This is a genomic window from Pseudomonas sp. NPDC086112, assembly GCF_044746425.1.
Taxonomy (GTDB): Bacteria; Pseudomonadota; Gammaproteobacteria; order Pseudomonadales; family Pseudomonadaceae; genus Aquipseudomonas.
Window position 1 is genome coordinate 240,037 of sequence record NZ_JBIVCD010000002.1, and the last position, 16,759, is coordinate 256,795.

13 protein-coding genes are annotated in these 16,759 nt (G+C 60.1%); 5 read left to right on the forward strand and 8 right to left on the reverse strand.

Features of this window, described 5'->3' with window-relative positions; genetic code table 11:
* Nucleotides 1–69 precede the first annotated feature (69 nt).
* Nucleotides 70–231 (reverse strand): DUF2986 domain-containing protein, encoded by a 162-nt coding sequence (locus tag ACIPLA_RS03005; RefSeq protein ID WP_218396186.1) that lies wholly within the window; start codon nucleotides 229–231, stop codon nucleotides 70–72.
* Between the two features lie 153 nt (nucleotides 232–384).
* Between ACIPLA_RS03005 and ACIPLA_RS03010 the strand changes: the two genes are divergently transcribed.
* Nucleotides 385–1,095 (forward strand): class I SAM-dependent methyltransferase, encoded by a 711-nt coding sequence (locus ACIPLA_RS03010; RefSeq protein WP_401171328.1) that lies wholly within the window; start codon nucleotides 385–387, stop codon nucleotides 1,093–1,095.
* Nucleotides 1,096–1,177: 82 nt separating this feature from the next.
* Here the strand turns inward: ACIPLA_RS03010 and ACIPLA_RS03015 are convergent, their stop codons facing one another.
* From ACIPLA_RS03015 to ACIPLA_RS03035, 5 genes are all read right to left on the reverse strand, one after another.
* Nucleotides 1,178–2,497: an outer membrane protein transport protein gene (locus tag ACIPLA_RS03015; protein WP_123495065.1), complete on the reverse strand. Its 1,320-nt coding sequence runs from the start codon at nucleotides 2,495–2,497 to the stop codon at nucleotides 1,178–1,180.
* A 162-nt stretch (nucleotides 2,498–2,659) separates the two neighbouring features.
* The gene (locus tag ACIPLA_RS03020) at nucleotides 2,660–4,561 is read right to left on the reverse strand and encodes an acyl-CoA synthetase (protein ID WP_401171331.1); all 1,902 of its coding nucleotides are present in this window, start codon (nucleotides 4,559–4,561) and stop codon (nucleotides 2,660–2,662) included.
* Entirely contained in the window at nucleotides 4,561–5,517 is a 957-nt protein-coding gene (locus ACIPLA_RS03025) for a fumarylacetoacetate hydrolase family protein (protein ID WP_401171332.1), read from the reverse strand. Before ACIPLA_RS03025 ends, ACIPLA_RS03020 begins: the two co-directional genes overlap by 1 nt.
* Before the next feature lie 175 nt (nucleotides 5,518–5,692).
* Nucleotides 5,693–6,784 (reverse strand): VOC family protein, encoded by a 1,092-nt coding sequence (locus ACIPLA_RS03030; protein WP_218396197.1) that lies wholly within the window; start codon nucleotides 6,782–6,784, stop codon nucleotides 5,693–5,695.
* An 84-nt stretch (nucleotides 6,785–6,868) separates the two neighbouring features.
* Nucleotides 6,869–7,483 (reverse strand): TetR/AcrR family transcriptional regulator, encoded by a 615-nt coding sequence (locus ACIPLA_RS03035; protein WP_192343706.1) that lies wholly within the window; start codon nucleotides 7,481–7,483, stop codon nucleotides 6,869–6,871.
* Between the two features lie 354 nt (nucleotides 7,484–7,837).
* On the opposite strand from ACIPLA_RS03035, the gene ACIPLA_RS03040 reads away from it, so the two are divergent.
* Nucleotides 7,838–9,073: an NADH:flavin oxidoreductase/NADH oxidase family protein gene (locus ACIPLA_RS03040; RefSeq protein ID WP_401171335.1), complete on the forward strand. Its 1,236-nt coding sequence runs from the start codon at nucleotides 7,838–7,840 to the stop codon at nucleotides 9,071–9,073.
* 22 nt (nucleotides 9,074–9,095) lie between these two features.
* On the opposite strand, the gene ACIPLA_RS03045 is transcribed toward ACIPLA_RS03040, so the two are convergent.
* Nucleotides 9,096–9,740 carry a TetR/AcrR family transcriptional regulator gene (locus ACIPLA_RS03045; protein ID WP_192343704.1) on the reverse strand — a complete coding sequence of 215 codons (645 nt, stop codon included), beginning with the start codon at nucleotides 9,738–9,740 and terminating at the stop codon, nucleotides 9,096–9,098.
* A gap of 2 nt (nucleotides 9,741–9,742) precedes the next feature.
* Nucleotides 9,743–11,401 (reverse strand): bifunctional 3-(3-hydroxy-phenyl)propionate/3-hydroxycinnamic acid hydroxylase, encoded by a 1,659-nt coding sequence (locus tag ACIPLA_RS03050; protein WP_401171337.1) that lies wholly within the window; start codon nucleotides 11,399–11,401, stop codon nucleotides 9,743–9,745.
* A 336-nt stretch (nucleotides 11,402–11,737) separates the two neighbouring features.
* Here ACIPLA_RS03050 and ACIPLA_RS03055 point away from each other — a divergent pair, with 336 nt between their 5' ends.
* The 3 genes from ACIPLA_RS03055 to ACIPLA_RS03065 all read left to right on the forward strand — a co-directional run bounded on the left by ACIPLA_RS03055 (nucleotide 11,738) and on the right by ACIPLA_RS03065 (nucleotide 16,738).
* Entirely contained in the window at nucleotides 11,738–14,635 is a 2,898-nt protein-coding gene (locus ACIPLA_RS03055) for an AAA family ATPase (RefSeq protein WP_401171340.1), read from the forward strand.
* 255 nt (nucleotides 14,636–14,890) lie between these two features.
* Entirely contained in the window at nucleotides 14,891–15,106 is a 216-nt protein-coding gene (locus ACIPLA_RS03060; protein WP_123495075.1) for a hypothetical protein, read from the forward strand.
* Between the two features lie 117 nt (nucleotides 15,107–15,223).
* Complete coding sequence (locus ACIPLA_RS03065) at nucleotides 15,224–16,738, forward strand: efflux transporter outer membrane subunit (RefSeq protein ID WP_401171384.1); 1,515 nt, start codon at nucleotides 15,224–15,226, stop codon at nucleotides 16,736–16,738.
* Nucleotides 16,739–16,759: the final 21 nt, after the last annotated feature.

Sequence of the window (16,759 nt, forward strand, 5' to 3'; positions counted from 1 at the left end):
AATTTATGCGACCAGGGCCATCTCGCCCCGACCTACCGCACACGTATCGACCCAAAAAAAATACCTGGATCAGCTCTCAGGGGAAATGATCGAGTCCAGACTGGGTTCAGCAGCCAGTTTCAATCGGTCAGCTTTACTGATGTATTTAGACTTACTGGGCGGTGCCAATTTGGCGCTGGCCTTTTTTGCGTGAGCCTTTAATAACTGCTTTATTTTTTTACGACGGTTCATATGTCCTGCTCGGCGTGTGAGTTCGTGAATGATGGCAGAGGTTCGGGTAACGGGACAATGGTTGATGGCTTCCAAGTGGTTCGCGACAACGCTTCTGCGACCTGCCAGCACTTGTCCTATCCTTCCATCTAACCCATGACTCCGGACATCGAAATGCCCGCCCTCGAATCCACCCTCCTCCAGAGCTGGCACCACAACGCCCAATCCTGGATCGAGGCCATCCGTACCGGCACCATTGAAAGTCGCCTGAAAGTCACCGACCAGGCCATCCTGCTGGCGGTACTCGGCCGCCAACCCGAGCACGTGCTCGACCTGGGCTGCGGCGAGGGCTGGCTGTTGCGTGCCCTGGCTGACCGCGCCATCCAGGCGGTTGGTGTGGATGGCGATGCAGCGCTGGTCGAGGCGGCGCGGGCGGCGGGCTCTTCGCGGGTGCATTTGGCGAGCTATGAAGAGTTGGTGGAGGCAAAGGTAGACATTGGCAGCAACTACGACCTGATCTGCGCCAACTTCGCCCTGTTGCACCAGGACATCATTCCCCTGCTCGCGGCCATGAACGCCCTGCTCGTCCCTGGTGGCACGCTGGTGATCCAGACGCTGCATCCGTGGACCGCGGCGGCGGGCGACTATCAAGATGGTTGGCGGGAGGAGACCTTCGCTGGGTTCAAGGGGCAGTGGCAACCCATGCCGTGGTACTTCCGAACGCTGTCCAGTTGGCTCAATGCTCTGGACATGGCCGGTTTTCGGCTGGCCGGCTTGCAGGAACCGCAGCACCCGCAAAGCCTTGTGCCGCAGTCATTGCTGCTGGTGGCTGAGCAAAACCCACCCACTGCCGCAAAAGTAGTCGCGGCAATGGGTACTGACTGACAGGCAGAACTGCATCACGCCCCATCGGGATAGTTGCTTTTCGATTAAAGGTGCAAGACTTGCAAAAATGGAGTCGTGTCGATCAGTACCGATAGGTTGCCTGCACTGAAATTCCATTCGCACTATTTTTGTAGTTGGCACTGTATTCCGGTTGAAGTCCGGAGTTGTTCGAATGCTGTACTGAGGCTTTTGAATCCCAGAGATAGCCATACGCAAAGTCTAACGTCAGATCGGCAGTCGGCGAATAAGCGCCGCCCAAGGTCACGGCCTGGCGATTCCCGACCGGAACGCGCACGCTGCGGTCGGCATTTCCAACGGGCGTCTGATCATAGGCGTAGCCTGCACGAATCAGCCATTGCGGGTTCAATTGATAGGATGCGCCAACCGCGGTGGACCAGGTGTCGTGCCAGTTCATCTCTTCGGCCACACGCCCCAGGCCAGCAGCCTGGCCCATGGCGGAAACACCGCTGTTGATTGCTTCGATCTTCTGAATCCGGCTCCAGCGTGTCCAGGTGGTCCCCAGGTATCCGGTCCAGCGACTATTGAATCGATGGGTGATGGACGTATCCACTGATTCGGGCATCGTAAGATCTATCTTGGTGTCATACTTTCCATCCAGCGGGATAACGCTCGGGGAGCCGGAAACCTCAGTGTGCCCTTTGAGCTGATAGTTCACCTTCGAGTGATAGGTAATCCCCCAACGGGTTGCCTCATTAAAGTCGACCAAGAGTCCGACGTTGTAGCCAATCGCCGTGTCATCGCCTTTGATGGTAACCAGTGTGTCCTGGCCGTTGTTCAGGGCGCCGGTTGCCATGTAATTCTGAAGCTTTGCATTGAAACGGTTCAGGGTCGGTCCACCCCCAATAGACACGTAATCATTGATTCGATAGGCAATGGTAGGCTGCAGCGTTATCTCCTTGGTCGTGCTGTAGGAGCCATGGTAGCGACCCTGAAAAGAGCCCTCGTAATCATTGATCAGACCACTCGGGGCATAGAGGCCCAGCCCCACCGAAAGACGCTCATCAAGCGGTGTCGACATATAGGCGAAAGGAACGGCCCCCAAAGGTACCGAGTCCCCCTCATTCGTGCCTGGGGCACTGCTCTGCGCATCACTGATGTCGTCGCTCACCGAAACGATCGCGGCACCGCCGGAAATTTCACTGCGCTTCAACTTGGTCAGGCCAGCAGGATTTCCATAGATGGTGCTGGCGTCCAGCGCGGAAGACGACCTTCCTGCATAAGCAGTTCCCGCACTGCTTGCACTTTGTTCGTTTAGAGCAATGCCATTGGCACCTGCAATAGAAGAGGCGCTGAGCAGGGCCATGGCACTGGTGACCTTAATCCAGACAGCATACTTTCGCTGAGCAGAGAGACACGGGATCACACGGCTATTCAGTTTCATTGTCCACCTCTTGTTTATTGTTTTTATTGATTGCACGCAGGCAAGGCTTCGCCTTCCTGTGCACTTTTCAGTGCCGGCTGGAATTGATCGAAGTTGTGTAAAAGGCCCTGACTGAACAACACCAGGGCACGACTGCCGCGATTACAGATGCGAATCAGAGACTCAATTAAGCCACTCGGTTTGAAAGCTATAACGCCCCAAAAGCGGAGCCAGGACTTCCTGGGCAGTTCCGGCCCGGATGCAGGCGACATGCCCACGGCGATTGTCCTGCACGACCTCAACAGCAATATTCGAAAGCCCCAGGCGTTCCACTTCTTCCTGGACTACTTTGGCAATCTCCCGCTGTTGCAAAGCGGGCTTGAATATCTTGCCCACGGCAGTCAGTGGCAACGCCTCGAGAATTTCAATGCGCTTGGGGACTGCTGCCCGCTCGCTGATATTGAGATGAGCGAATGCCTCAAGTTCTTCGGCGTTGCAAACTTGCCCGGGACGCAGTTGAACGTAGGCGACTGGCACCTCGCCCGAGTAGGCATTGGGGCTGCCGATTGCAGCGGCCAAGGCGACAGCGGGATGCGCCTGCAGAGCCTCCTCGATTTGCTTGGGATCAATGTTGTGGCCGCCGCGAATGATCAACTCCTTCTTGCGTCCGGTCAGCCAGAAGTACCCCTGTGCATCCTGACGGCCCAAATCGCCCGTATTCAGCCAGCGCTGACCTTCGATATCGATCCAAAGGCCCTGGTTATGACGCTCCTCCAGATAGCCCTCGAAGACATTCGGGCCACTGATCGTGATGAGGCCGATCTCATCCACATTGGCGTCGCGCAGGTACTCTCCAGAATCATCGAGCACGACCGCGCGCATATTCTGGTAGGCAATCCGCAGCCCGATGGAGCCGATACGGCGCTCGCCATGGGGCGGATTGATTGAGGAAACGCAGGTGCCCTCCGTCAGACCGTAACCTTCAAGGATCTTTACCCCGGTCCTGCGCTCGAACTCCCGGAAAAGCTCAGCCGGCATGGGTGCGGCGCCACACATTGCATAGCGAAGACTGGACAGGTCGCAGCCCTGCCATTCATTTTGCAGAAGTGCGGCATAGACAGTTGGCACGCCGGAAAAGAGGTTGATACCGAAGTGCTCGACCATCTCCCAGAATCGTGGGATCACCCCCTCGCCACGATACCCATGAGGCGTGCCGAGGATCACATGGTCGCCCTGAGTCCAAGGCACCAACCCCGTCACCAGTTGTCCATTGACATGAAACAGCGGCAGGCCACAAAAGATAACCTGGCCACCACTGCGTGGCTGCAAATGAGCGGCTACGGCCCATGCATTGAACACTTCAGAGCCATGGCTACGTGCGGCAATCTTGGGAAGCCCGGTGGTGCCGCCCGTACAGATGTAGGAGGAGCACTCGTCGTGGCGGATTTGCCGACCACTCTTCAGGTGTGTGTGCGGCTGAGTACTCATCAGCGATTGCCAATCGTGGATCGCGATATCTCGGTGTAAGTCTCGCTCCTTCAGTGCCGCTGCTTTCAGGGCCCCACGCACAGGTTCGGCGACATAGGGCTCCATGCTGACCCACACGACAGACCTGACCGTGGGCAACTGATCCAGTTGCGAAGCCAGTTTTGGCCACAGATCGCTGCCCGCCGTTGGCGCGAGCGTCACTACCACGGATGCCTTCGCAGCATCCAGCAAGCCAGCTATCTGCTTGGCCTCGAGCAGCGGATTGATTGCCATGACGATGCCCGCCGCCTCCCCGCCCCATATCGTGAAATGGGTTTCCGGCAGATTGGGCAAGATAAAGGCAAGCACCTCGCCCGGTTTGATACCCAAGTCATGGAAAGCATTCGCCGCGCGGGTGATATCCGCGAAGAGCTGGGAGTAGTTCCATTTGTAGGTGCGCTTGAAATCGGCGGCATCGGCGAAGAAGCTAAGCGCCGGTGCCTGGGGGGAGCACCGGGCTGCCTGTCGCAGCGCTTCATAAGTGCTGGATGCCAGGCCACGTTCCGACAGGGGGACTTGTTCGAGGCTTTCGATGTCACTCAGGGTCTGCACAACCATCAGGCTTCCTCCACGACTCGGTTGCGTTGCACGCCGAGGTCGATCACACCATCGGCGCTGCGAATGCGCGCCTCAACCACGTCACCTGGCTTGAGATATTGCGTCCGACCTTCCTGCGCCTTGAGGAAAAGCTTCCATTTGGTGGCTTCTGGCATCAGGGCCGCAATACGCTGTTTGCCAGGCGAAGGTACCGTGAGCGCACAGCCAGCAGGCGTACCGGTGGCGATCAGGTCTCCAGCGGCGAAATCTTGCAGGGCGGAAAGTTCGGTAAGGGTTTCAGCGGGGCCGTAAACCAGGTTGGCCGTGCTGTCGTTCTGTCGCACCTGGTCGTTGACCGTCAGGCGCAGTTGCAGCTCTTTGAGGTAACGAATGTTCGTGGCATCCAGAAGGCAGAGGTACGGGCCGACCGGACCGAAAGTGCGGAAGCTCTTGCCCTTGTAGAACTGCATCTGAGGAATCTGAATGTCACGAGCCGAGTAGTCGTTGACGATGACGACGCCTGCAATGAACTCATGCAGATTGGCGTCGGTGACAGCAACAGCGCCGTTGATCGCGCGTTTCATCACCAGCCCCAGTTCGATCTCGTAGTCGAGGAAGCGCACGGTGCGCGGCTTGATCAGGTCGCTGTCAGCCGCCACCAGGCAACTCGTCGCCTTGGTGAAGATCATGTTGAATTTCTTCGCATCCGGGTCCATGCCCGACTCGATCATGTGCTGGCGATAATTGGCGCCCTGGCAGACGAACTGCTGGTTGCGAGTCACCGGCGACAGCAGTTTCACTTCGCCCTCCGCAAGCTCCGTACCTGTTATTTGAGCGAGGTCGTCGATACTGTTTTCGCGAATGAAATCACCGGTGGTTTCAAAAGCGCCGGGGACAACCGTGATACGGCCCTGGCGTAGCACGCCCCAGTGGATACCGTTCTGAAATTCGAAGCGGACTACGTGTACAGCAGACATTGAAGGTACTCCTGGAGCGGCGTTTGTCTCGCGCTCGGCGGCGCGAGAACTGTGGTGTTGTTCTGAGAGGGGGCTGGCAACGCTGTAGACCAACGAGCCGCCGGCGATCAACGCGCCGGCTTTGAGCACATCCCGACGGCCATACCTGGTTGCATTGCCCGACATGGCGGCAGCTCTACCCGAACATCCGCATGAGTGTTATCAACTTGCGAATGCTCAAGTCCGGACTGCGTCGCAGGTTGCGCAACAGCGCACGCAGATTGGCCAGGCTCATCTTCGGTTTTGTAAAACGCTTGGGCATGCGCTGCCCCCACTGCGCCATTGCCTCGGGGCTCACGGGATGAATGCCCGTAGGCTGTGCAGCCGTGAAAATATCCCCGTCGCAGTAATGCTCGTGCTTATCGCCCCAAGGGTCTTGCCAGTAATCGAAGATCTGACTGCCCAGAATGTGTCGGCCGATGCCCCATGAGTGCACCCAACCGCGCTCGCGCAGGACGCGCTGCCCCATGCCCACAGCGTCTGCATCGACGACCTCATAGGCGCTATGGCTATAAGTCGCCATGAACCCTTGCGCTATCGCGAGCGTATGGTGATCCGCAGGAGTGTCACCAAGGTCAAGGCGCATAAAGGTGACAATAGGTGTGCCATCGGGGAGTACCTGTACGTCGCTGGGAATCAACCCGAAATGCTTCGTATACCAGGCGCAGGTCGCCTGGTAGTCGGCCACTTCGATGACGATGTGGCCCAGTTTGAGGACTTCAGCCGGAGCGATCGGCGGGCGCTGCGTGGCGTTGATTCGCGGTTGCTCCTGCGCCAGATTCCAGGAAAGAGGAGCTCTGTGTCCCAGCGTTATACCTGCCGTCTGGTCGCAAACAGCTTCCACGATGAATCCGGAAGGATCGGTGAGTTTGACGCAATACCCACCACCAGGATGTTCTGATTTTTCTACCAATGACGCGCCTGGGATGCGCGTCAGTTTTTCCAGATCCTTGAGCGACTGGACTGCCAGTCCGAACCCGACAAAACGTGCATGTTCTGCACGATGGACACGGTAACAGTAAGCAGCGGGGACGGTGGCGCGCAGGTAAAGCGTATCGGCGTCCTGCTGACTTACCGACAGGCCGAAGTCAGTCAGGAACCGCGCCGCCTCGTTCAAATCCGGCCGTTGAAAGATCAGGTGCGTCAGATCCTGGGCCTTCACCGTCGGTTGCGGATGCCGGGCAGGTTGTGGTGTCGCTAACCGGGGCATTTCATTTTTGTGGGTCATTGTTCTTGTTTTCCGGGTTTTCAGGGTAAAGCCGTCCCCGCACCCCTGAAAATCCAGGGGTGTCTGGTTGACTCGGTTAATGAATCAGTCGAGGGAAGGCAGTGCTGGCAACTCGCTGGTCGCCAGCGCTCTAGCCTCTTCAGGCGGGACGCCCAATGCCCGCAGCACCAGCTCGGCCGTGTCAGAGCCCGATTCGCGCCACGTCCTGTGGCCTTCCAGCACCAGGAAAATCGAGCCCAGGACACTGCTCGATATCAGCGTCATTACCGAGAGCAATTGCCCCTTTTCAAACGTGTACCGCCCACTGGACAGTCCGCTCAGAAGATCGGTCGTCGCTTGGCTGCTGAACATTTCGCGCAACGAAGCATTGCTCATGGCGAATTTATGGATGAACGCCCCCCACTGAGAGTCTTCGTGCGCTCGACGAATGAACAATCGAATGCCATTGGCAAGGCGCTGAGCCGGATCAGTGAGGGAGTTGAAGCTCTTGTTGACACGCTCATGCATCTCCTTGGCGAGATGGCTGGCGACCGCCTCGAACAGGCTTTCCATGTTGTCGATGTTGCTATAGACCGTTCCGCGCGCCACGCCTGCCTCTTGTGCGAGGTCAAGAATGTTCACTTGTGAGGTGCCTCTTTCAGCGAACAGGCGAAAGGCGGCTTGATGAATACGGCGCTGTGTTGGGTTCAGGGATTCCACGGTTCTCTCTCCAGGATTACCTTACGGCCCGATTGAACACTTGTGTTCAGTTTACGTCAACAACGTTTTTTGAATTAAATACGTTTTTCTCAATGAGATCCTTTCTATGGCTAAAAAAACCGGTAGAACGATTGGATATGGCAGGATCGTTGAAGGGCTCTACACATTGACACAACTGAACACGCGTGTTCAGCTATGTCGTGTTTCTGGCTCGCCGTCCCGGCAGGTCATCAAACCGGCCCCTCGATGCAAACCAGGAGCTCAACAACCTGAGCAAGCACTGTGCAGACGGTGCTCAAACGGTATGACCCTTAGCGATGGCTGGCCGAATTCTCATCAGCTGAAGGACAGAACATGACCGGCTCAAAGCTCTTCAAACCGCTTCGTTTGCCTAACGGCACGGTGATTCCCAACCGAATCGCCAAGGCTGCCATGGAGGAGAATCTTGCCAATGAGGATCACGCTCCAGGGGATGCGCTGGTTAAGCTCTACCGGCGTTGGGCGGACGGTGGGGCCGGCCTGATCATCACTGGCAACGTCATGGTTGACCGCCACGCCTTGACCGGACCCGCTGGTGTAGTGCTTGAGGACGATCGGAACCTGGGCCAGTTCAGGCTATGGGCCGATGCTTGCCGCAGTCGCGGAGCCCAGGCCTGGATGCAAATCAATCATCCCGGACGGCAGCTATTGGCCTCCATGGGGCAATCGGCACGGGGCCCCTCCGCGGTGGCTGTCGACATTCCCGGACTATCAAAGGCCTTTGTGCCGCCCAGAGCCTTGAATGAGCAGGAGATCGAAGAGCTGATTGAGCGCTATACCCGGGCCGCAGTGCTGGCTGAGCGTGCCGGATTCACCGGCGTGGAGATTCATGCAGCGCATGGTTACCTGTTCAGCCAATTCCTCTCCCCCTTGACCAACCGGCGTAGCGACCGCTGGGGCGGCAGCCTGGAAAGTCGTGCGCAAATTCTCCTGCAAACCATCGATGCAATACGCCGGCGAGTGGCACCGATCTTTTGCGTCGCTGTGAAGCTCAATTCCGCGGACTTTCAACGCGGTGGTTTCGATGCCGAGGATGCGGCGCGCGTGGTGGAAATGCTCAACGCCAAGGCGGTCGACCTGGTCGAGTTGTCCGGTGGCAGCTACGAAAGCCCGGCGATGCAGGGGCAAACCCGCGATGGCAGCCGCCTGGCTCGAGAAGCGTATTTTCTCGAGTGCGCGGAAAAAATAGGAGAAATCGCGCGCATGCCGCTGATGGTCACCGGCGGCGTGCGCAGAAAGGAGGTCGCGGAGCGAGTGGTGAGCGGTTCGGTGTCGATGGTGGGGCTTGCCACTGCGCTGGCAATCGAGCCGGCCCTGCCAAGCCAGTGGATGGCAGGTCAGGACACCGAAGTGGAGCCGATCGTCGTCCGCTGGAAGAATAAGGCGCTGGCGTCGCTTGCAGTGGCGTCGGTGGTCAAGAAGCAACTCGGCTTGTTGAGCCAAGGCAAACAGACAAAACCCAGGACGTCGCCACTCATGGCATTGATCGGCAATCAGCTGAAATCTCGTCGCCAAGCGAAGAACTATCGGCAATGGATTGGCCGGGCTTAGCCGGCTGAGGATGACATCAGGACTAGGGTAGCGGCTTACCGGCGATTTTCTTGGCTCTGGCAGGTGTTACGCCCAGCGCCTTGAGAATCATCTCGGCAACCTGCAGATCGTGCTCCGCCACCGCACGCCCTTCGACAACCGAGCGCATGGCGCCGGTTGTGCACGATACGACCATGTCCAGGGCGATCCCTTCGTCCTCGTAAGCGAAAGTCCCCGCGCGCAGCCCTTCACGCAAGTCGCCCAGCACATGGGCGGCCAAGCGCGAGCGCATGGTCTGATCGGAATGGATGATGCGCAGCAGTGCGTTAGCCCATTGATGGTCGTACGCGGCCCGGCAGATGAACATGCGCACGCCAATCGAAAGCCGCTGTGCACCACAGTGTACGTCCGAGCTCAGGGCGGAAATGGCATCGGAGAACTCGCTCGCCATGGCGATGCCAACCGCCTCGAGGACTTCATCGCGCGTTCGAAAATAGTTGTAGATGGTGCCGTTGGAGACCGCGGCCTCCGCGGCGACATCGAGCAGTGCAATCTCCCCCACTTCCTTGCGTGCGACCAGACGCAACGCCGCGTCCACCAGGCCGCGACGGGTGCGTTCCCGCTTCTTGTGGCCTCGAGTGAGAGGCTCTTGCTCAGTTGCTTCTGAAGGAAAAATGGGGGAAGGCATCTTCACGCTCTTAATCGAGGAGGCTCGTTTATGGTAATGGAAACGTTGTCGGCCGTGGAATCGGCGCTACCCATCAGGATCAGGCAGTCTCGAACCAGGCTGCCTGCCTGTGCGCCGGGAGCGTGGTGCATGATGATACGGTCGGGGCGGATCGCGACGAGCGTGCCTTTGGCAGCCAGCGGCAGGATGTCATGGTTCAGGTCTTCGATGAAGTCGCAAGCGCTGTCGGAGCGCTGACCGCAGGCTCCGATCTGCAAGAAGTGGCCTCCCATCTGTATCCAGGAAAAGACCTCGGCAGCGCTCAGCAGCGACAACGGGTCGACACCGAATCCGACCAGGGTCAGGTTGTGTCCAAGCGCATCGTCGCTCAGTTGGATCTGCTGTTGCGTGTTGCGTACCCAGGCCTGGGGAAACAGGCTGCCACGCACCAGTTTGTCGCCACGACGATGACGCATGAACAGACCGTTTTTGAAGATGTTCTTCGGTTTGATGTCCAGTTGTTCGAAGTACTTTCTGGAAGCGGGAGTCAACGCCAGCGCGCGCATCATTGCGTGGATGAAGAAAGCGGCGACCTTGTTTCTTGGCATCACCAGACGGCCCATGAGTTTTGCCAGATTGATCATCGCCTGGGCATGGGGGCGGCGCTCTACGTCATAGGTATCGAGTACTGAAGGCGCGGCTTGGCCGTGAAGGACCCAGGCCAGTTTCCAGGCGAGGTTGGCGCCATCTCGAAGCCCCGCTACGAGACCTTGCCCGACAAAGGGGGGAGTAATGTGGGCTGCATCCCCTACAAGGAAAACTCGCCCCTTGCTGAACCTGTTGCAGCAGCGCGCGTGGAATCGATACACCGCCTTGCGCTCGACTTCCAGCTCCTGCGGATTGATCCATGGCGCAATCAGCCGAGCGATGCTTTCCGGGCTTTCCAGCTCTTCCCGGGATTCGCCTGGGTGCAGCATGAACTCCCAGCGCTCCCTTCCGCCGGGCGCAGGCATGTGCGGCGTTGGGCGCTTTGGATCACAGAGAAACTCAACGTGATCAATGGCTGACTTATGCCGGTTTTTGGCATCGACAATCAGCCAATCCTCTGCATAGGTTTGTCCTTCGAATTCCTGGCCGATCAAGGCCCTGACCCTGGAGCTGGCACCATCCGCACCGATCAGGTATCGGGCGCGAATGAAATGCAGATGGCCGTCCTGGTCCCGAACGGAGGCGACGACACTCTCCGATTCCTCGACCAGATTCTCGAGCTCGAAGCCACCCAGGCTGGTCACCGACTTCAGCCCAGAAACCTGTTTACGCATCGCGTGTTCGAGGTCGGGTTGATAGAAAGTCACCAGTTTGGGGTGGCCGTCGATGCACCCGGCGGTGTTGGCCCGACTGAATTGCCCGAGGACCGGGGAGTGCATCTTCACTTCAGGGATAACGATCTTCTCGAAAGCATCTTCCGACAATCCGGCGAGTTGCAGGATGCGAAGCGCCTCGTTGTCCAGAGCGATGGCACGAGGCATTAGCAGGACCTCATGGGTCTTGTCCAATACCAGTGTCTTTACTCCATAGCGGCCGAGCAGCGCCGCGATTGTCGCCCCTACCGGGCCGTTACCGACGACCAGCACATCGACGGCGGCGGGAGGCAGTTGCGAAGCTTTTTTGTTGTTGTTCATCTCGAGCCCTTGTTGTGATTGAAGTGGTGAGACGCGCCGGTCTCATCGTCAGGCAAGGTCAAGGTATGTAAAATTGAGACATATTTCAATATTGAAATTTTCGTCATTACCATTTCAAGATCATTACCGCCTCGGAATGAGGCCCTATGTTCTGTGCCGAAGGTGTCAGGGGGCCATGCGCAGTCGCAACGTCTCATCGAATTGTCCTGCGATGGAGAGCGGGTAGCGTTTGCATCGATTTCCGACCGGCGAGGCTTGGCTTATGAGCCGATCAGCGTTGTTATTGGAGTAATGGCCCAGTGCTAGAAACTATGTTTTAGTCTTCAGGAATCCAACGTGGCGCGTCCGCAGCCTCATCCGAACCCAGTCCAGCTCTGCTTCGTCGAGTTCGAGCTCGACGAAGCCAATGCCTGCTTGTTACGTAACGGAGAAGCCGTGGCGTTGGCACCAACGCCCTTCACTCTGCTGTGCGCACTTGCACGCCAACCCGGATCGCTGGTGACCAAAGATGCTTTGCTTGATGCCGTGTGGGGGCATCGGTTCGTCAGCGATTCGGTGCTGAAGACAGCCATCAGCGATCTGCGCAAGGTGCTGGGCGATGACCCCAGGCAGCCCCGCTTCATTGAGACTGTGTCGCGGCGCGGCTATCGCTTCATCGCCGCGCCATCCCCTGCCCCTTCGATGCCGCCGGCATCCGCGACGGTGCCGGCGGCCGGTGCGTATCCGTCGCCGCCATTCATTGGTCGCACCGACAAACTTTCAAAACTGCAGCGCGCGTGGGAGCGGGCTTACGGAGGGCAACGCGCAGTGGTCTGGCTTGCCGGAGAGCCGGGGATTGGCAAGACCACGTTGATCGAACACTTCCTCGCCAGCCTTGGTGACATCGCCTGCGCACGTGGCCATTGCGTGGAGCACTACGGCACCGGCGAGCCATACCTGCCGGTGCTGGAAGCGTTGGCCGATCTGTGCCGCAGCGACCCCGCCCTGCCGACGCTGCTGCGCGCCGTGGCGCCAACCTGGCTGCTGCAACTGCCGTGGCTGAGCACCGCGCAAGAGCGAGACGCGTTGCGGCGCGAGCTTGCCGGCATCGGTCCGGATCGCATGCTGCGGGAAATGGGCGAACTGCTGGACCGCTACACTGAGCAGCGGCCGCTGTTGCTGGTAACCGAAGACCTGCATTGGAGCGATCGAGCGACGGTCCAGCTCATCGACTATGTGGCGCGGCGACGGGGCCGCACGCGGCTTATGTGGCTGGCGAGCTTCCGCGTCGCCGAAGTGGTGGCGCTTGATCATCCACTCAACTCGTTGCGCCACGAACTGCGCCTGCAACGTCTGTGCGAGGAAGTGGTGCTCGACCCGTTCTCGGAAACCGAGGTCTCTGACTATGTCGCGCTGCGCTCAGCCTCTCTGGCCCGCGATGAAACCTTCGTGCGTGCCCTGCACGAGCGCACCGACGGTGTGCCGCTGTTCGTCTCGTCAGTCATCAGCGAAGTGATGGACACAACGGGCGACGACGCCACCATCGAGGCCCGGCTGGCGGGGATGGCGGTTCCCGAGAACCTTGCGGCCATCATTGATCACTACATCACCAAGCTCGGGCCGGAGCAGCTTGCGCTGCTCTCGGCGGCAGCGGTATGCGGAGTCGAGTTCCGGGTCGAGACGGTTTCGCTGGCCCTCGAACGCGACCTCGCTTCGGTGGCCCACGCCTGCGAGGAACTGGTGCGCGAGCAGGTGTGGCTCACGCAGTCGCGGGCCGCTGAACTTGAAGAGACGGTGGAGCTACCCTACTCGTTCCGCCATGCCCTCTTCCGCCAGGTACTGTACGACCGCACGCCGCGCTCATTGCGTACCCACCTTCATCGCCAGGTTGGCACTGCGCTCGAACGCGAGCGCATGGCCGGCGTGCCGGTTGCTGCCTCGGAGCTGGCGACGCACTTCGACCGGGCCCGGCAGCCGATGATCGCGCTGCACTACTACGCCGAGGCCGCGGAAGCCGCGTTGCTGCACTTCAGCCCAGCCTTGTGCTTCGGTCTCACTGAGCGCGCGATGGTCCTGCTGTGGCAGGCGCCGGAAGGGATGGAGCGCGATACGCTCGAAATTACCTTGGCCACGCTGCAAGGCGTGTCGGCGTTCCATACGCTCGGTGTCGGCAGCGAAGCCAGGAACGCGTTCGAACGCGCGTACACGCGGCTAACGGATGTACCCGAGCATCCGATGCGCGGTCGCCTGCTGCACGGATTCGGCTATCTGCTCGGTCTGCGCGGCGACTATACATTGGCGCTGGCGGTCGCGGAACGCGCCGAAGCCCTCTCGACCCAAGCAAACGATCCAGCACTCATGCTGGTGGCGTGCATCGTGCAGGGCGAGGTTCATCATCTCCAGGGGCGCACGCAGGCAACCCGCCGATGGCTGGAGCGCGCACTCGCAATCGCCGAGCCGCTGGGCATCGGGGCGAACGAGATCTTTGCGGCCGATCCTCAGGTCATGCTGCACGGCATGCTGGCCATAGAACTCGTGCGTTCTGGCCTGGTTGAGCAAGGCCAAGCTCATATGCAACTGGCGCGAAACCGCGCACAAACGCTTCGCCAGCCTATGACCTGGCTGGTCGCCACCTGGCAGGAGGTGTTGATCGAAGTGCGAATGGGAAACCCTGTGCGTGTGGCAGCGCTGGCTGACGACATGCAGACATTGGTCGACGAGTATTCGCTCGCACTGGGGCGCACGGCTTGCCGCTGGTGGCACGGCTGGGCTGACGCGCGCAACGGCGCACCGCGCGACGGCTACCGCAGCATCCGCGAGGCCTACGAAGAACACACCGGACTCGGCATGCGCTCCGGAGCCAGCGAGGTGCTCGGCTACGCCGCCGAGGCGTTGCTGCTGGCGGGTGATTGCGATGCCGCGCGAGTCGAGCTACAGGAAGCCCTACACGTTGGGGAAGAACTGGGCGAGCGCGTGTACCTGCCGCAATTGTTGCTGCTGGAGGCAGCGATTGCGCGGACGCAGGGCCGGCTCGATGCCGGCAGCATTGCGGTGCGGCGTGCGGTTGAGGAGGCGCGCACCCAGGAAGCACCGTGGCTGGAGCTGCAGGCGTTAGTCGAGCTGTGTGGGCACCACGACGCTACGGCCGAGGACCGCCAGGCCCTGGCGGCGCTGCTTGACCAGTTGCCCGAAACGGAGGGAACCGAGCTGGTGAAACGTGCGCGCTCGCTGCTTCAGGGCGCAAAGTCTGATTGAAGAGTTAAGGGCGCAAACTTGTGGGAGTGAGCCTGCTCGCGATGACGGAGGTACATTCAGCATCAATATTGGCTGACCCGTCGCCATCGCGAGCAGGCTCGCTCCCACAGGGGCTGCGGTGTTCAAACCCTTAACTTACCGGCATTGATTTCTGTCGGAGCGGTGCTGTCCCGACCGAAGTCTGACCTTTCGCTTACGACTCGACCCAGGAGGCGGCCTACGCTGTCGTCGAACTTTCTTGCCCCCTGGTCTGTGATGAGTCTGAACCCTGAATCCAAGTACCCCAATCGTCGCTCGTATGTCCTGAAGCTGCGCAGCGATGCCACGCCCGGAGCCCTCGCGGGCCGCCTTGAAAACCTGGTCACCGGGCGTCAGCGCGAGTTTTCGTCTGCCGAAGAATTGCTGGAGTCGATTGACTCGGACCTCACGTCGGCGGCCGACGAGCACGCGGCAAATGCCGACGGCGAGTGACGCCTCCAACATGAATGAACGCTCGATATGGCGACCGAACGGCGATGTTTCGCTGACGACTTCGCGCATACCGGGCCCTACGCTGATGCCATCTCGAATCTATACGAGTCCAATCCGATGCTGCGATGTCCCCTTCCCCTTCCGTTGTCCCGCTACGCCGGGCAGACGCCCTTGCAACATGCCGAACGCCTGTTCGGCATCGTCGTGGGTGCGGCGCTCGCCGCGTCTATCGCGCTGGTCTTGACCGGTTGCTCTACTGAGGTCGCCAAGCCGTCGGTAGACCTGCCGGCCAAGTTCGCCGCAAGCACAGCCTCCGAAATGGAACCCGAAGCCGCGTGGTGGGAGACGTTCAACGACCCGGTGTTGACGGATCTGGTGCGCCGCGCGATGCGTGAAAACCGTGATATCAAGATCGCCGCCGAGCGTGTGCGCACCGCTCGCGCCGGTGAGACGATCAGTCGCTCCTGGCTCTTTCCGAGTGTCGGAATGTCCGCCTTCGGCTCCGACCGTAGCAGCGGCTACAGCACGGCCAAGAAGCAGGGTTATCCAGATACCGAGACCGTGGGCGCCGGTCTGGACGTCTCTTGGGAACTTGACCTCAGCGGACGCCTACGTGCTGGAGCAGCGGCGGCCGAGGCCGAGGCACTGGCCGCGGAGGACGGCGTGCGCGGCGTGCGTCTGCTGGTGATGAGCGACATCGCCAGCAACTACTTCACGCTGGTCGGCGCGCTGCGCCAGGCCGAAACATTACGCGCGATCTCGACGGCGCAAGACGAGACACTGCGCCTGGTTAACGCGCGCCACCGTGTAGGGCTGGCAACCTCCTTCGACGTCGAGCGTGCGCAAACCGATGCCGCATCGGCGCGCGCGCAAATCCCACCGTTGGAGACGCTGGCAGCCGTATCGCGACACCGCATCGCGGTACTGATCGGGGATCAGGCCTTTAACGCCACGAGCATCCAGCCCTCCCGTGGCAACGCGGTGGCGCCCGAGATCCGCAAGGGGCAGCCCGCCACCCTGCTACAGCGTCGGCCTGATGTATTGGCGCTGATGGCGCAGCTCGATGCCGCCAATGCGCGCCGTAAACAAGCTGCGGCTGAGTGGTTCCCGCGGCTGTTCCTCGGCGCATCCTACGGCCGCCAGGGCCTTGAGCTGAACGGTCTGGACCTGGGCGCCGCACGCTTCACCAACGTGGCCGGTCTGCTCGCGATGCCGATCTTCAACGCCGGGCGCACACGCGCGATCAACGAGGTTGCCGAGAGCGGCCAGCGTGAGGCGCTATTGCGCGCCGAGGACGGCATTGTGCGCGCACTCGAAGACGTGGAGAACGCCCTCGTCACGCAGACGCAAGAGCGTCAGCGCGCCCAGTCATTGCAGTCGGCCACCGAGTCTGCGGAGGCGGCACTGAGCCACGCGCAATCGCTCTACGACAGGGGGCAGATCGACCTGTTGCCGCTGCTCGACGCGCAACGGGCGCGCCTGGCGGTTCGCCTGAATGCCAACGACAGCAACACCCGGCTGCTGCTCGATAGCGTGCAGCTCTACAAGGCACTGGGCGGGGGCTGGCAGGTGTTCGAACAACCCGCTACTCCCACCGCAGCCACCACAGCCGACCGGCCACCACTTTCCTAAGAAACTGCCGTTTTTCAAAGA

Bases quoted from the DNA above. Each gene is read 5' to 3' on its own strand.
- ACIPLA_RS03005 (WP_218396186.1), bottom strand. From the start codon at position 231: ATGAACCGTCGTAAAAAAATAAAGCAGTTATTAAAGGCTCACGCAAAA.
- ACIPLA_RS03010 (WP_401171328.1), top strand. From the start codon at position 385: ATGCCCGCCCTCGAATCCACCCTCCTCCAGAGCTGGCACCACAACGCC.
- ACIPLA_RS03015 (WP_123495065.1), bottom strand. From the start codon at position 2,497: ATGAAACTGAATAGCCGTGTGATCCCGTGTCTCTCTGCTCAGCGAAAG.
- ACIPLA_RS03020 (WP_401171331.1), bottom strand. From the start codon at position 4,561: ATGGTTGTGCAGACCCTGAGTGACATCGAAAGCCTCGAACAAGTCCCC.
- ACIPLA_RS03025 (WP_401171332.1), bottom strand. From the start codon at position 5,517: ATGTCTGCTGTACACGTAGTCCGCTTCGAATTTCAGAACGGTATCCAC.
- ACIPLA_RS03030 (WP_218396197.1), bottom strand. From the start codon at position 6,784: ATGACCCACAAAAATGAAATGCCCCGGTTAGCGACACCACAACCTGCC.
- ACIPLA_RS03040 (WP_401171335.1), top strand. From the start codon at position 7,838: ATGACCGGCTCAAAGCTCTTCAAACCGCTTCGTTTGCCTAACGGCACG.
- ACIPLA_RS03045 (WP_192343704.1), bottom strand. From the start codon at position 9,740: ATGCCTTCCCCCATTTTTCCTTCAGAAGCAACTGAGCAAGAGCCTCTC.
- ACIPLA_RS03050 (WP_401171337.1), bottom strand. From the start codon at position 11,401: ATGAACAACAACAAAAAAGCTTCGCAACTGCCTCCCGCCGCCGTCGAT.
- ACIPLA_RS03060 (WP_123495075.1), top strand. From the start codon at position 14,891: ATGAGTCTGAACCCTGAATCCAAGTACCCCAATCGTCGCTCGTATGTC.
- ACIPLA_RS03065 (WP_401171384.1), top strand. From the start codon at position 15,224: ATGCTGCGATGTCCCCTTCCCCTTCCGTTGTCCCGCTACGCCGGGCAG.